At 40.1% G+C, this 16654-nt stretch carries 9 protein-coding genes; 3 read left to right on the forward strand and 6 right to left on the reverse strand.

The window, feature by feature from the left end:
* Window positions 1-90: 90 nt before the first annotated feature.
* From QCD85_RS12775 to QCD85_RS12800, 6 genes are all read right to left on the reverse strand, one after another.
* On the reverse strand, window positions 91-1161 hold the full coding sequence (locus QCD85_RS12775) for an SDR family oxidoreductase (protein WP_301262850.1): 1071 nt from the start codon (window positions 1159-1161) through the stop codon (window positions 91-93).
* Between the two features lie 243 nt (window positions 1162-1404).
* On the reverse strand, window positions 1405-2196 hold the full coding sequence (locus tag QCD85_RS12780; RefSeq protein ID WP_273613160.1) for an SDR family oxidoreductase: 792 nt from the start codon (window positions 2194-2196) through the stop codon (window positions 1405-1407).
* A gap of 186 nt (window positions 2197-2382) precedes the next feature.
* Window positions 2383-4698 carry a right-handed parallel beta-helix repeat-containing protein gene (locus QCD85_RS12785; protein ID WP_273613159.1) on the reverse strand — a complete coding sequence of 772 codons (2316 nt, stop codon included), beginning with the start codon at window positions 4696-4698 and terminating at the stop codon, window positions 2383-2385.
* A 325-nt stretch (window positions 4699-5023) separates the two neighbouring features.
* Window positions 5024-7462 carry a right-handed parallel beta-helix repeat-containing protein gene (locus QCD85_RS12790; protein ID WP_301262851.1) on the reverse strand — a complete coding sequence of 813 codons (2439 nt, stop codon included), beginning with the start codon at window positions 7460-7462 and terminating at the stop codon, window positions 5024-5026.
* A 549-nt stretch (window positions 7463-8011) separates the two neighbouring features.
* On the reverse strand, window positions 8012-10462 hold the full coding sequence (locus QCD85_RS12795; protein ID WP_301262852.1) for a right-handed parallel beta-helix repeat-containing protein: 2451 nt from the start codon (window positions 10460-10462) through the stop codon (window positions 8012-8014).
* A gap of 321 nt (window positions 10463-10783) precedes the next feature.
* Window positions 10784-11857, reverse strand: a complete 1074-nt coding sequence (locus QCD85_RS12800) for a M42 family metallopeptidase (RefSeq protein WP_273613156.1) — start codon at window positions 11855-11857, stop codon at window positions 10784-10786.
* 221 nt (window positions 11858-12078) lie between these two features.
* Here QCD85_RS12800 and QCD85_RS12805 point away from each other — a divergent pair, with 221 nt between their 5' ends.
* The 3 genes from QCD85_RS12805 to QCD85_RS12815 are packed head-to-tail and all read left to right on the forward strand — an operon-like array spanning window position 12079 to window position 16516.
* Entirely contained in the window at window positions 12079-13035 is a 957-nt protein-coding gene (locus tag QCD85_RS12805) for an AAA family ATPase (RefSeq protein WP_301262853.1), read from the forward strand.
* Window positions 13036-13037: 2 nt separating this feature from the next.
* Entirely contained in the window at window positions 13038-14303 is a 1266-nt protein-coding gene (locus tag QCD85_RS12810; protein ID WP_274172208.1) for a DUF58 domain-containing protein, read from the forward strand.
* On the forward strand, window positions 14300-16516 hold the full coding sequence (locus QCD85_RS12815; protein ID WP_273613153.1) for a DUF4129 domain-containing transglutaminase family protein: 2217 nt from the start codon (window positions 14300-14302) through the stop codon (window positions 16514-16516). The genes QCD85_RS12810 and QCD85_RS12815 overlap by 4 nt, the downstream gene beginning before the upstream one ends.
* Window positions 16517-16654: the final 138 nt, after the last annotated feature.

A 16654-nucleotide genomic window follows, 5' to 3' on the forward strand; every position in this document is an offset into this window, starting at 1 on the left:
TCCATTTTTACATATATAGTGTAATTTATTTATAATGTTGTCTTGAAGAAAGGAATACACGATTATTTTTATAAGTTGTACACGATAAGATCAGGCAATAATTTTACGTTTGCGAAAATCTTCAAAAATAGCGATAAACATCTTTTCTGTATCTACATATTCATGAAATCCGAATCGACGTGCTTTGCTTCCGTCAGCAAAAAAGTCATAATCCCACGAAAATACAAAATCACCAAACGCCCACGAAGATACATCTGCATACGTATAAGCAGTTAATCCATATTTGGTAACGATATCGTTCCACAAAGCTTCTTTGTCTTTCATCATCGTATCCAGACTCATGGATAAAGGTGGAGCTGTCTCCATCTCAAAATACGTAGCGATGGTAGGCCACAACTCTTCCCAGCGGAACAAATCACCATTGTTAATATTAAAAGCCTGATTCGCACAAGCAGGAGTAGTCGCTGCCCAGACTGTAGCTTTGGCGAGTAATCCGGCATCTGTCATTTCGAGAATACTGTGATAGGCTCCACGTTTACCCGGGAATCGCAAAGGCAATTGAAGTTCTTTAGAAATAGTCGCATAGATCGCAATCACCATCGCTAGATTCATAGGATTACCTACAGCAAATCCACACACGACAGAAGGACGGAGCGCAGACCATGTCCAGCTTTTCCCTTGCTGTTGTTGCATAAGATAGTTTTGCTGAGCCATATTAAATTCAGGTGGCATCGGACGTGCATCAGATTCACGTGCAGGTGTTTTGAATGCGCCTAGATGAGCACCATAGACTTTGTAACCTTGCATCAGACTTACATGTTGAAGCGTAGGGGAAATAGTCTCTACACTTTCTACGATATGGATTAGCATATTCAGATTAGGTTCTACCAATTCTGCCCATGTGGGACGATCTTGATATGCCGCATAAAAAATATGAGTGATCGTAGGAAACGATTGTAAGGCTTGATCTATTTGATCACGTTGAAAAAGGTCTACCGATACATAAGTAACACGATCTGTAGATACACCGCCACGACGGGATAACCCGATAATCTCCCAATCCGGTAATGTCGATAAATGATCAATCAGATTACTACCAATCACTCCATTTGCCCCTACAACTAACGCTACTTTACGAGAAGAATGGGTTACTGTATTCATCTATTGCACTCCTTTAATCATAATAAGTTACATGATTAGCTTGCAGGATAATGCAACCGTTGAGAAGTACGCACTTTGAAGTGCGATAGGTACTTCAAAGTACTCTAGTGATCTTTTGTCTATAAAAGAAGATAGAATCATTACCGTTGAAATTACATACAAAAGCACACAGTAGAGGCAGTGATTATGCCTGCGCTGTGTGCTTTGGATAAAGTATTGGATAAGGTCAAAACAGTACCAGAGTTAGACTGTTTCTTCCCAAAGTTTGGCTTGATATTCTTTTACTTGTTGTTCAGATGGCTCAGGATATACGTTGCGGAAAGGATGGTGCTTCGCATCGATCACTTCTACCATTTTGTCGATCATGTCTTGTGGATCGAATTGTTGAGCTAGCATTTTTTCGCCTTTTGCCAGATCAGAACGTTTGGTAAAGTTTGTTTTCTCGTCATACCATTTTTCTTTTTGCTCAAACATATTATCGTTAAATCCTGTTTTGTATGGACCAGGATTAATCGTAGCGACTTGAATGCCGAATTCTTTCAGTTCTTCTTTAAGCGCTTGTGCCATAGCTTCTACAGCATGTTTGGAAGCACAGTATGCACCCAGATAAGGAGTTACGCTAAGTCCAGCGATAGAGCTGACAAAGATAATTTTACCTTTCTTTTTAGCGACAAATTGGCGTGCGACAATCTGTACCATTTCTAACGAATTAAATACATTGGTATCAAAAATTTGGCGTATATTATCAACTGGAATCTCAGCCAATGGGCCACCTTCACCAATCCCTGCATTTGCTACATATACATCAAAATCATATTTTTCCAATTGAATACGATCAAGTGGTTTATTGACATCTAATTTGATGACTTCAATATCGAGTCCTTGCGCTTTCGCTTCTTCTCGAAGTTCAGTCACTTGTGGAATAATTTCAACAGAAGCAATAACTTTATGTCCTTTTTTGGCAAGTCCTAGAGCAGCACCTTTACCAAGTCCGCTACCTGCACCTGTAATAAAAATTGTTTTTTTACCTAGCATAATGAATTCCTCCTGTTATAAGTCTGTATCGTCTTCGTGTCGTTCGGATTCATATTGCTTTTACCCGTTCAGTCTGATAACTAATCAATCGGGCAATAGAGAGGAGGGAAGAACAGGAGGTATTGGACACAGCAAAAAGCCGGACTACATAAGAGCCCGGCTGATGATCTAAAAAGTTAAAACAGCTTAGTGATTGGTGAATCCGCCTGTCTCAGCACGAGTTACGACACGAATACGATACATATCTTGTTGCAATCCGATTTGAGGGAAAATGCTATTCAAGTTCGGGAATTTATCAAGAATTTGTCTGTTGTTTGTACGTAAGTCCATTTGACTGTAATTGAAGAAGTTAGCATCAGTTACTTTAGGAATAATATTATTTTTTTCAATCGTAATATTTCCTAGTTTCGGTTTGATCACACTATTTACTTGAACTAGTGCATTATCGACTAATTTAGAACCGTTAGAGTATTCTGGATGCCAGTTAGCATTGAGCATATCGGTCCATAAGTTATCGGTATAGCCATAACGTGTTTTGAGTTCATTTGCAAAGCTTGCCCAAGCACCAGACGCAGGATTTTTGGAACGCAATCCATCAGCAAAGCTACTACCTACACCATAGCTTTTGGTCATAATCGCATTAGCCACTACATCGGTTGTAAGCACATCGCTACGGTTCTCAATCTGTACTTTGGAAGAAGCAACAACCACATTGTTACGACCGATATTGTGATGGCCGTTAAATTGGAATGCACGATCAGAACCTTGAATAATATTGTTATAGAAGTTATCGCCTGCATCGCCACCATCGACATAAAATCCGTTAGCACGTACATTGTTATGAATAAAGTTATAACGAAGATCGTTACCATATGAAGTCCAGTCTTGTGCAGTATAGAAAGCACCTGTATCACTTTCTACTAATGCGGTATTATGAATTTCATTAAATTCAAACGTTAGGTTTGTACTGCTTACATAACGGATACCGTCTTTGGGAACATCATGGATTAGATTATGATCTATCCATACATTGTTAGAATCCCGTACGATAATACCAGCAAGATGCGCGAGTAGACCGGTATGATGAATATGGTTATTGGTAACACGTGTATTGGATTTGGTAAATGTAGTTGTTCGGTCACCAGCATAACCTAAGCTAATTCCAAATTCACCTGTATCATAAATATCATTACTTTTAATAAGATTATAACTACCATAGTAATCAACAATCCCGCCACCACTTACATTCAAAATCGTATTACCAGCTATTGTAATATGGTTTGTTTTTTGCATTTCGATACCGTTGCTCATACTATCTTCTAATTGGAAGCCTAGTAATTGAAGATAAGAAGTAGCATACATTTTGATGATCGGTGTTGCATTATCAGCAATCTCTACATCTTTTGTTTTGATATCGCCATCTGGATAGTAGTATACTTTACCATCTTTGAAATCAAGCGCCCATTCACCGGGAACATCAATTTCATCTAGATAGTTAACTGCACGCCATTCTTCGGTTCCATCTCCTGTGCGGTACACTGGATTAGAGTTCGCAATATCTTTACTCCATTTGGAACCCATACCACCTGAAGGTGTATCCAGTAAAGAGATACTTCCTTCTCCATTATCAATACTTTGTACTTTGCTTGTTACCGGGCTCCATACCGTTCTCCAGAAGCCTTGAAGATAAAGAGCATGTCCTGCATTGACTGAAGATGCCCAACGTTCAGAACGATTGGTTCCGTCTGCATTTAATTCATCATCAGTTTGTCCATCTGTAGGAATACCATTTTCACCGTAATAAAAAGATTTAGCGTCAGCAGAACCGTTAGCGGTTGTCCAGCCTGCACGTTTGGAACCAGCCATTTCACCCGGGTTCGGCCATTGTGAGATCGGTTGACGTTCATGATCGACAATCAGATCAATAATGCCCCATTTATCGGAAAAAGAATTGCCACCAGGGAAGCTGTTAATATTCGTAAGCCCCATAGCTTTCACATCAAGCTCAACTAATTTGCTTGCACTTACTTTTGGATTTACTCTTGATTGTGCGTCACTGCTTAATGGTTTCCAGAGAGTAGGATCAACAGATGTACCGTTAGAAATAATAACTTTCTCTCCCGGATACGTACGATAGACGATCGATTTACCAGGTGCTCCAGAATCGGAAGCATTCAGATCGAGTGTAGAAGTGAATTTGTATGTGCCGCCCTTGACCCATACTGTAATTCCTCCAACGGGTAAAACTCCTTTTTTGGCACGAATAGCATTTCTAGCTTCAAGTATCGTTTTGAATGGAGCATCTTTAGTACCTGATCCTGAAGCAGCTACTGAACCATCTACGTAGATATTAAGACCTGTATTGGTAGTGGCTCCACTACTCAAGGTCACAACATTTCCATTGACTGTGCGATCTGCAAAAGCGAAATCAGGTGACAACAAAGTACTAACAAGTAGTGTAGTTATCACCATTAACATCGCTAACGGCGTCTTTCTAAACATTATAAAACATCCTTTCATATTGAAATATGGTTTACCTATAGGTCAGGTCTATTGGAAGTGGATATTTGCTTTTATAATTATCGAATTAGGTTCACTAGTTACTTTGTCGGATACTTTTGCCCATTTTGTAATGGTTATAGATAAATTTGGTTAATTTAAGTTAAAAATCGACTTTTTCTGATAAAAAGGGGGATAATTAAGATGGTTAGTTACCAATCATCCCCAGAAATCAATTTATTTTATGAATCGCAAGTAGCAGGAGAGAGCAGAGAAGACCTACTATATTCATAAAAAGTTCACAATAATATGAAAATTCCTATTCATTTTAATGATTACTCATTCCGCCTGAAGCTGATCTAGAAATTACTTGCACTCTGTACTCATCTTGAGATAATCCGATCTGTGGGAAAATCGTATTTAAATCGGTGAATTTGCTAAGAATACTTGCATTATTGGTACGATAATCCATCGTGTTAGCATTATAAAATTGAGCATCAGCAATAGTATTTAGAATCACATTATTAGCGACTGTAAAAGATCCTTTTTTGGGTGTAGTCACTGCACCTGTCTGAACAAACACATTATCTGAGATCGAAGAACCATTTGGATATTCAGGATGCCAGTCAGGGTTAAGAATATCTGCCCATAGATTGGTTGTATAACCATACGTCGCTTTTAGGTCTTTGCCGTATTGTAGCCATGCACCAGAAGTTGGATTTTTGCTAATCAAATTTTGAGCATAAGCGCCTGTAGCCGTATAGCCACGCGTAATCCCGCGATCATCAATCTGTCCTGCTGCTCTTGAAGCAATAATCAGATTGTTTTGTGCCAGATTATCGTGTCCACCGCCCATAATAAAAGCGATCTGAGATTGTTGGATAATATTTTTGCTCACCACATCACCGCTATCTCCATCATCAAAATAAAATCCATGCGAGCGTTTGTTATGATGAATAAAGTTATAGCGAAGAACATTTCCATAAGAAGTCCAGTCCTGTGGTGTATAAAAAGCACCTGAATCGCTTTCCACTAAAGACGTATTGTGGATTTCATTATACTCAAACAATAAGTTGTTATCTGAAGTATACTTAACTGCCGCTTTCGGTGTATCATGGATCAAGTTATGATCAATCTTAGTACCGACTGATTCACGGATAACGATACCTTCCAGACTAACCAACGTTCCGATATTGAAAATATGGTTATTTGTGATTCTGGAATTACCTGATACTAGATTAGTACGGTCGCCAGAGTATCCTACCGAGATTCCTGCGGCTCCAATTTCATAGACATCATTACTTTGAATCAGATTGTTATTGCCATAGTAATCGACAATCCCTGTACCTGTGACATAACAGATTGTATTTCCAGCAATCTTCATATGATGAGAACGCTGCATTTCGATTCCGTTGCCCATACCGCCTTCAACTGTAAATCCAAGCCATTGAATATAAGAAGCATCACTCATTTTGATAATCGATGCTTTGTTATCAGATAAAGTAATGATTTGTTTGGTAATATCACCTGTAGGATAGTAATAAATTTTGCCATCTTTAAAATCTAGTGCCCATTCGCCAGGAACATCGATTTCGTCTAAATAGTTAATTGCTTTCCATTCTTCTTTGCCTGTACCGACTCGATAACTAACACTTGTATCTGGAATAAAAGGATCATCAGTTAATCCGTATACATTGGAAGTTACATTGAACATCGGAGTACTCGGAGTAGACACGACCGGTGCATACACATCTGCTTGTACAGAAGAAGCCATTAAATTAGGTCGATAGACATCCATACTTACAGTTGAACTTTTTAACGTATTGGGTACGACTGTTTTGCTAAATTTATCGCCCATACCGCCACTTGGAATATCGTATAGAGAGATAATATTATCATCTGGATAAATAGCGCCTACTTTACTAGTGACAGGGCTCCAAGCTGTTCTCCAAAATCCTTTAAGATAAAGGTCATGCCCTTTAGCCATTGAAGCTTTCCAGCGTTGGATACGATTAGTACCATCTGCGTTAACCTCATCATCTGAGATTCCATTTTCTGGTGTACCGCCTTCACCGTAATAAAAAGATTTGGAATCTGCGGAACCGTTCATTGTCACCCAACCTGCACGATTTGCTGCAATACTTTGATCTTCGTTAGGCCATTGAGAGATCGGTTGTCTAATACCATCCACGATCAGATCAACAATACCCCATTGCTCTGTAAATGTTGTGCCGCCTGAAAAACCAGCAATATTCTGTATATTGAGCGAAGCTACATCGAGCTCGCGTAGTTTACTTGGTTGAACCGCAGGATTCACACGTGCTGCTGCATCTGCGCTTAGCGGTTGCCATGATGTTGGATCAATTCCTTTGCCTGTCGTTAACGTAACCGTTTCTCCAGGATAGGTGCGATAAATGACTGGCTTGTCAGGTGTGCCGGAATCTTGAGCATTGAGATCGAACGTTGTTGCTAAATTGTACGTTCCACCTTTCACCCAAACGGTAACACCGCCAGCAGGTAAATTGCCTTTATATGCACGTATTGTTGATCTAGCTTTGAACAGTGTTTTGAAAGGTGCTAATTTGGTGCCTGTACCTGTAACATCATTTCCAGTCGGATCGACATATACGTTCACGTTAGTTGCAACTGTACTTCCGCTACTAAGCATAGGAGTTGTTGCAGCATAACTGGTCTGCCCTGTTGGTAGAAGAGTAATGATAAGACTGAGAGATAATATCCATGCTACCCATTTCGTAGTTGTTGTCATTATATTTTCCTCCTAAATATCCTTGATGCTATTGTTATCAATAGGTGATAAACAAATAGATGTACTCTAACATGGCTAACGGTAGCTGTTTTATTATGATCGAGTAGGGTTATTAGGTCATTTATAGTTTGGAATGAATTCTTGATCAATCATTTCGTTATACACGTATTAGAAAGAAGATCAAGAAAAGTAAAATGTAATGAAGTGAAAATCACTTGAACAAATAGAATGAATAGTAGAATAAGGAATGGGAAGAAGTAGAAGAGATATAGAAGAGTAAAATGAAAGTGTTAGTGTTTCTTTAGCCACCCTCAGTATAGTATATGTCTCAACAACTGATAACCGCCTTAATGTCTCATTCTTAAAGGTATCAAATGCGATATAAAATCAAAGTATATTAGTATGTCCTTCCTATTCAGTCAGCAAGCATTAGCCCCGATGACTATAGCTCCTATATAAGAAAATAGCCAAAAGTTTCAGATCAGCGTCTGAAGCTTTTGGCTATTTAGATTGAAATGATATTGTTTGAACGTGAATAAGATATATCAATTAAGAAGAGGTAGAAGTAGTATTTTCTTTTTGCAGTCCTATTTGAGGATAAATTTGATTGATATTTGGAAAGATCGCAAGAATAGTTGGGTTTTCTGTATAGACTCCAGTTGTCGTATTAGGATTTAGCTTAGCTGATTGTATACTGCTAATTCTTGGATTATTTTGAATAATGACTGCTCCTTTTTTGGGAATAACGAGAGCGCCTGACTGAACAACTGCATTATCTTTGAAATGTGTACCGTTCGGATATTCGGGATGCCACTTGGAATTCAGTATATTTTGCCATAGATTGCTGTCATATCCATACGTATCTGCGAGAACTCGTCCATACGTTTTCCAGGGTTCTGCTCCAGGATTTTTAGCCATTAATTGTTCGGCATAAGAGCTATCTGCTGTATATTTACGAGCAATTCCGCGATCATCAATCTGAATACCGGATGTGGCATTGACAATCAGATTTCCGGTTGCGCGGTTATGATGACCTCCGCCAAAAAGAAAAGCTTTGGATACGCCGGAGACTATATTGTTAGTAAATGTATCTCCGCTATCTCCATCATCAGCATAAAAGCCATTGGCACGTGGACTGTCATGTACATAGTTATATCGCAATACATTACCATAGGAAGTCCAATCTTGAGCGGTATAGAAAGCACCTGCATCACCATCTTCCAGTGAAATATGATGCAGTTCATTATATTCAAATAACAGATCATTGTTATACACATATCGAATGCCATGCTTGGGCACATCATGAATCAGATTGTGACTGATCGTCATACCTATCGACTGTGTAATAATTAATCCTTCTAAAGCAATCAGGGTGCCTGTATTATGAATATGATTATTCGTAATCACAGACTGTGCTGGAGTCAAAGTGTCACGATTCCCTGCATAACCGATACTCATCCCAAAACTTCCTGTTTCATAAATAGTATTATTTTGCATAATATTGTGATGACCGTAATAATCAAGAACACCACCGCCACCTACATTTCGAATGGTATTGCTGTCCAGTGAAATATGATGTGAGCTCTGCATTTCGATCCCATTATTCAATCCACCTTCAATCGTCAGACCGATAAAGTTAAGGTAAGAAGCATTCGTTAATTTGATAATAGGGCCGGTACGATCTGCAATAATAATATTTTGCTTATTAATATCTCCGTCAGGATAATAGTAGATTTTCTGATCTTTAAAATCCAAAGCCCATTCGCCAGGCATATCAATCTCATCTAACAGATTCAGTGCTTGCCATTCTTCTGTACCTGTACCGACTCGATACACTTGATACGTAACAGAAGTGACAGTTAGAGGAGAGACGGGAACACTTGGCTGGGTATAGACATTTTGAGTTACATAGACATCTTTTGTCACATACGTATCATCATGAATCGTTACCGGAGATTGATCAGGCACAGTAAATGGAACAACTGTCCCAGAGGGAGATGGATTAGTAGAAGGAAATACTGGAACTTCTTTACTCCATTTCGAACCGATTCCGCCTTCTGGAATATCGACCAACCGAACGATATGACGTGTTGTATCAATACTTTCGACTTTACTAGTTACCGGGTCAAAATCGGTACGCCAGAATCCTTTGAGATACAGATCATGACCTTGTTCGATAGAACGTTGCCAGCGTGCAGTCCGATCAGTCTGATCGGCATTCACTTCGTCAGTTGTAATGCCATCTTTCGGTTGTCCACCTTCGCCATAATAAAATGACTGCGGATCAGCAGAACCATTCATTGTGACCCAACCTGCACGATTTTTGCCTATTTTTTGCTGAGGATTCGGCCATTGAGAGATCGGTTCGCGTACCCCATCTACAATCAGATCGACAATACCCCATTCTTTGGTAAATGTTGTTCCTCCGGGAAAGCCCGACGTATTTTTAAGACCTAACGATTGGACATCTAATTCTACTAATTGATCAGCATAGACAGCAGGATGAACACGAGCTGCTGCTTCCGCATTAAGTGGTTTCCAGAGAGTAGGATCAATCGTTTTGGCAGTGGTAATCACCGCTTGTTCATTAGGATAATTACGATACGTGATCGGTTGCTCAGCAGTACCTGAATCTAATTCATTCAGTTCTAATGTAGCAGATAGTTCATATTCGCCTTCTCGTAACCAGATCGTTGTACCACCAGCAGGTCTTTCACTATACGTATCCCGTAACACAGAGCGAACTTTGGGAAGAGTGCGATAAGGAGCTTGTACAGTTCCTGAACCCAAATAGTCGCTTCCTTTAGGAGAAACGTATACATTTTGAGTAACTGTAGTTACATCAGATAGAGTGGATACGCTGTTAGATGCAGAAGTAGAAGAAGCTTCTTCTGCAATTGCAGGTGTAGAGTAGACAAACGAACCTAGAGGCATCAAAAATACAGTCAATAACATCAGATGTCTAGACCATTTTTGGTATAGCACAGTCTTTGCAGTCATGAGTTCTCTCCTTTTATCTGTCTAGTTTGTTCATCATTATAAAGGGTATTGTACTGAATTACATGTGCCGATAGGGTTAAACGGTTGGTGGATACAGTCTTATTTTTAATAAATACAAATGACGAGTTATGTAGATTAAACCAAGAAAAAGTCGGCATATGGATGATATATTTAGTTAGAAAATCATAGAGACATAGAAGATGAGGCGATAAAAAAACCGATTACTTTTCTCTTATAAAGAGATCTAATAATCGGTTTGGGACGTATACTATTAAATAAAAAGATAGGAATAGAAAGAATGACTACATCTAATCTAGTAGATTAAGCGCGATCTAACATAGTTTGATACGTAGAAGCGTCCATATTTTTAACAAGCTTAATCAGTAATTCTTTGGCAGCATCGTAATCATCGGTATGAATAATAGAAGATGAGGTATGGATATACCGTCCACAAATACCGATAATACTAGAAGGCACACCTGTTCCACTGACATGCACTTGTCCCGCATCTGTTCCACCCGCAGAAATAAAATACTGTACTGGAATCTGATGAGTACTTGCTGTATCTTGAATATATTCAATCATTCCGCGATGCGTAAACATGGTCGGATCATAAATGCGTAATAACGCACCTTTGCCTAAATGACCAAATGCATTACGATCTCCTGTCATATCATTAGCAGCACTACAATCCAGTCCGAAGAACAGATCCGGCTGAATCAACTGAGCCGCTGTACGTGCACCACGAAGCCCTAGTTCTTCTTGTACTGTCGCTCCTGAATACAATGTACCGCCAAGCTTTTCACCATGAACCGCTTGCAACAATTCGATAGCAAGACCGACTCCATAGCGATTATCCCAGGCTTTTGCCATGATTTTTTTGGGATTAGCCATAGGTGTAAATTCGCAAATCGGTACAATTTGTAGTCCGGGACGCAATCCCATTTGTTCAGCTTCGGCACGATCGTCTGCACCGATATCAATATACATCGATTTGATATCCACCGGTTTGTTGCGTTGTTCAGGACTTAGTAAATGAGTAGGAGTAGAACCGACCACTCCAACAATAGGGCCGTTATCGGTAATAATATGCAGACGTTGAGCAAGTACCACCTGACTGAACCATCCACCTAAAGGTTGAAAACGAATCAGCCCTTGCTCGGTGATTCCTGTTGTCATAAATCCAACTTCATCAAAGTGACCTGCGACCATCATTTTCGGTCCATTTTCATTACCGCGAATAACACCAAATAAACTACCTAATCGATCTTGTACAAATTCATCGGTATAAGGTTCCATTTTCTCTTTAACCCAATGCCGAAGTTCTCTTTCAAAACCCGATACTGCGGGGAATTCGGTTAATTGTTTGAACATCTGAAGCGTCTGTTGATCCATTGACGTAGGTCACTCCTTAACAGTGTTATTCTTTGTTATAGTATGAACTTCATGTCGAAAAATGTCCAATTATTTGCCTTGACTTCAAATTGTAATCAGCCATTAAAGTGACTCTGACTTATCGTTCATGTACAATATAATTATATACGCATTTTTCACAAAGTTAGAGTCATTACATCATAATATAACAATATGAACCAGAAGCAGGAGGTTTTATATATATGTCGGCACGCAAAGAATCGATGCAAGTTATTGCAGCTGTAAGATCCAATCTAGAATCATGTATATTAGGCAAATCATTTGAAATAGAGCTGTTACTTACCGCTTTGCTTGCTGGAGGACATGTTCTGATTGAGGATGTTCCAGGAACAGGTAAAACGCAAATGATCAAAGCACTCGCTAAATCAATGAGTGGACAATATCGCCGTATTCAGTGTAATCCAGATATTTTACCAAGTGATATCACAGGCGTTTCTATTTTCCATCCCCGGGATGAGCAGTTTTATTTCCGTCCAGGTCCGGTGATGACGAATATTTTGCTTGCCGATGAAATTAATCGGGCAACGACCAAAACACAATCTGCTTTATTAGAAGTTATGGAAGAGCGCAGTGTAACAGTCGATGGAGAGACTCATCCATTGCCACATCCATTTATGTTATGTGCAACACAGAATCCGATTGATTTTGAAGGAACGTATATGTTGCCTGAAGCTCAATTGGATCGCTTTATGATGAAGATTACACTAGGTTATCCGGATGAGCAGACAGAGCGTAATTTACTTCGTCATGGTGCTGCTGGACAACCTGTAGATCGCTTAGAACCGGTAACAGATATGCAGCATATCGCTGATATTCAGCAGGAGATTCGCAATGTTCATTTAGATGAATCGGTTAGCGACTATCTGGTCAGTGTTATCCGTCATACACGTGAACACGCCTCAGTGTTGCTTGGCGCGAGTCCACGGGCAACGTTGTCCTTTATGATGGCTGTCAAAGCCTATGCTTTTATACAGAATCGTGATTATGTACTGCCTGATGATGTCAAAAAGTTAGCACCTTATGTGATTCCACACCGTATTCTTCCACGTCCAGAAGCTCGTATGGAGCGTATGAGTTCTGAACGAATTGTATCGCAGATTTTGGAGCAGATTCATGCTCCTGTATCTATGGGACAATAAGTATGAGAGCCTTATTTTCATACTTGCGTCTGAATTTGCAGTGGAAACGCCAACCATCCAAATTATGGTTGGTGTTTATGGTATGGATTGGATGTTTGTTTTATGTGCTTTTTCAAGGTGGCAAAACATCAGTCATGTTATTTGTTATGGTTTCTTTATTATCGCTATATTTAATTGGTGGTGGCTTTCGAGGAGTCGGACGCGCACATGGTCAGCGTCATTTGTCGACAGCAGGAGATCAGGGAGAAATGATTCTTGCTGGTGATCAGGTACAGGTGCGTCTGGATGTGACGATTCCGGGATTTTTACCATTACCATATGTTATTATTCGCGAAACGCTCAAGCGTCATAATGGAGAATCATGGTCTTTTGAAGAAAGTCTGATTCCGAGTATGCGAGGCAAAGGAGAGTTGTTATTTCAGACTCCTCCGCTAGAGCGAGGACGTTATCGCTTTTATGGTACCGAATGTATCAGTGAAGATATTTTTGGATTGATTGAAAATAAAGGACAGTTCACAGCGCCCGGTGAATTTCTGGTATTGCCACGGATCGCTTTTATCCCGAACTGGCAAATGGGATCACGTTATTCCAGACTGGGCGGACAACAGACTTCGCAATTAATGTCACGACCGGAAACGAACCAGATCAACGGGGTACGTGATTATGTATATGGAGATCGAATTTCTCGTATTCACTGGTCAGCAACTGCACGTACAGGCAACTGGAAATCCAAAGAATTTGAACATGAATCGTTACCCAAAACCGTCTTAGTGCTTGATGCAATAGCTGATCATTATGAATCGGATGCTGCTTTTGAATTAGCAGTATCGACAACAGCATCTATGCTTGATTATGGGGTGCGGGAACGAATGGGAATGGGGTTATTTACGACCGGACAGAACAAAGGTGTATTTTTGCCATCAGATCATATAGGAGAACGTCAGCGAATGCGTCTGCATCTAGTAGATGTAGTCGCAGATGGCAAAGGTCGCTTGCTTGATCAACTGGAAGATCATGCGCGTATGTTTCCAGCAGGAACTCTATTTATTCTGATTACGCCTTTGATGAATGAGAAAGTGTGGGAGATTTTTCAATTTGCTCGTATTCGTCAGATGACACCACTTCAATTTTTAATTCATCCTTCTATAGAAAAAAATAAAGAAGCAGTGATTAACTGGTCACAGTCTGCTCATGCACGCGGTGTATCCTGTTATCCTATTTCTTCATTAGAGCAATTGCCAGCTGCGTTGGGAGGTGGAGCGATTTGAAAAAATGGTGGAATGGTATAAGTCGCTCTTGGTACTATTCATTATCTTTAGTATGGGTTTTTATTATTGCACTGCAATGGATTAATTATGCAGATGGAGTCTGGTATCAAGAAACGACTCCATTGGTATTGGCAACAATGGCGGTTGTAGCGATTATTGATATTTTAATCCCGCTCAAAATCATATATCGACTGATTATCAAATTATTTGCTGTATTAGGTACAGTCTATTATGTGCTTGATCATTACGGCTTTTATAGCTGGCAAGAAGGTTCGTTAACAGACAATGTAGAGACATTTGTAGATACTGTTTCCCCGTATCTGTGGTTTATATTATCTGCATGGGTATTGATCGAAGTCTCTGCACGAATCGGTTCATCACGCCGAGCAATTATTATGTTTGTCGGTACGAATATTGCGGCTTTATCTATTTTAGATTCTTTTACCACGTCCATGATGTGGGAAGAAGTAGCATGGGTTGTATTTGCAGGGATGGGCTGGCTGGTCAGTAATCATTTTCGTTATTTTCAGCAGCGATTTCCCAAAGGATGGAAACATCTACGTCGATATCCGCTCAAAATTATTTTTAATATCGCCGTAATTTTCTCGATCATTTTACTGGTAGGTGTCAATGTACCGGAAGTCCAACCTACGCTCAAAGATCCGTATACGGCATGGAAAAATTGGCGCGGAGAAGCAGTCATTACGGTGAACGGCTCTAACCCGTTAAATGGACAAGGAGCTTCTTCAGGATACAGTCGCGAAGATTCCAATCTGGGTGGCGGATTTAATTTTGACTATACGCCTGTAATGACAGTCAGCACTACCAGCCGTAGTTATTGGCGCGGAGAAACGCGTACTGTCTATTCAGGAGAAGGTTGGATTGATCGTTCTAGCAATGGTTGGAGTGAACTGCAGTCGGTAGAAGCAGGTAGTGAGCTTCCGCTGGATGAATCTTCAGATGTTGAAAAGAAAACCGTTAAGCAACAGGTGAAAATGTTGTCGGAAGATAATGTAACCTATCCTGTATTATTCGGTGCTTATACGATAGGCAGAGTTACCGATGTAGATGGCGGTTCAGATACATCACAATTGGACTGGCGCAGTAACCCCGGTGAAATTCACTGGAGCCCTACCCGTCAGAATCGTAAATTTCCAGAATCGTATTCACTCGTTTCCAGAGTGCCGATTATACCTGTCAAAGAACTGGAAAAGAAAACATTCAATCAATTGTATGCAGACAAATCGCTAGACCAGTATCTTCAAGTGCCTTCTGAATTGCCAGATCGTGTACGCAATCTAGCCAAAGAAGTCACAGCTTCTGGAGATACACCTTATGAAAAAGTAGAGTTATTACAACAGTATTTGCAAAATAACTTTGCTTATACTAACAATCCTGATTTATCAAAGAAAAAAAGTCGTGATTTTGTAGATAGCTTTTTATTTGAAGTCAAAGAAGGATATTGTGATTATTATTCTACAGCGATGGTTATGATGGCACGTTCATTAGATATTCCTGCACGCTGGGTTAAAGGTTATGCTCCCGGACAAGCTTCCGGTTATGTCACTAGCGACTATTTCCCGGATGGAGCCACAGAATACACAGTCACTAATGCAGATGCACATTCATGGGCAGAAATTTATTTTGCCGATTATGGATGGGTACCGATCGAAGCAACACCAGGATTCGATATGCCGATGGTGACAGAAACAGTACAGACTCCATCCGATGATACTCCAACACCTGAGCCAGAGGAAGAAGAACAAACACCAGAAGAAGAGGAGACAGCTACTCCTGTGCAAGATAACGAGCCTGCTGTACCTACTTCTGTCATCTGGATTGCTAGCAGTGTAATACTTGCGTGGGCAGCGGTAATGATTATTCGTTATCGTCGTGAATTAAGCTTTATGATTATGCGTATGCGTCAAGGCGAAGCTTTGACACCACAGCAAAAAATTATGGCTGAATCCAAACGCTGGTTAGCATGGATGAAACGTCATGGCATGGATCGTCGTTCATACGAAACATTGCGTGAATCGGTAAGCAGGTGGGAAGAGGTACGCCCTGATCTGGCGGCACAATTAACACCTTTACTTGAATTGTTTGAAAAAGCGAAATACAGTCCAGATCAGATTACAGAGGAAGAGTGGACCTCTATGCAACATCATCTGCAAAACTTGCGAAAAAGATGGCGCAAAAGGGCTACAAAGTAGTATAATGGTGGATGGCTGAATGATTGTTCAAAACGTTGGACAAACTATTGATAGATCCTACAAAAAAACGCCGCTGATGCGGCGTTTCTTTTTGTCAGATAGGTTACACTTATGATATAGTTTGTCGTATGAAACCGA

Origin of the sequence: Paenibacillus sp. PsM32, from assembly GCF_030433815.1 — a bacterium.
GTDB lineage: Bacteria > Bacillota > Bacilli > Paenibacillales > Paenibacillaceae > Saccharibacillus > Saccharibacillus kyungheensis.

Bases quoted from the DNA above. Each gene is read 5' to 3' on its own strand.
- QCD85_RS12810 (WP_274172208.1), top strand. From the start codon at position 13,038: ATGAGAGCCTTATTTTCATACTTGCGTCTGAATTTGCAGTGGAAACGC.
- QCD85_RS12785 (WP_273613159.1), bottom strand. From the start codon at position 4,698: ATGTTTAGAAAGACGCCGTTAGCGATGTTAATGGTGATAACTACACTA.
- QCD85_RS12795 (WP_301262852.1), bottom strand. From the start codon at position 10,462: ATGACTGCAAAGACTGTGCTATACCAAAAATGGTCTAGACATCTGATG.
- QCD85_RS12790 (WP_301262851.1), bottom strand. From the start codon at position 7,462: ATGACAACAACTACGAAATGGGTAGCATGGATATTATCTCTCAGTCTT.
- QCD85_RS12780 (WP_273613160.1), bottom strand. From the start codon at position 2,196: ATGCTAGGTAAAAAAACAATTTTTATTACAGGTGCAGGTAGCGGACTT.
- QCD85_RS12775 (WP_301262850.1), bottom strand. From the start codon at position 1,161: ATGAATACAGTAACCCATTCTTCTCGTAAAGTAGCGTTAGTTGTAGGG.
- QCD85_RS12800 (WP_273613156.1), bottom strand. From the start codon at position 11,857: ATGGATCAACAGACGCTTCAGATGTTCAAACAATTAACCGAATTCCCC.
- QCD85_RS12805 (WP_301262853.1), top strand. From the start codon at position 12,079: ATGTCGGCACGCAAAGAATCGATGCAAGTTATTGCAGCTGTAAGATCC.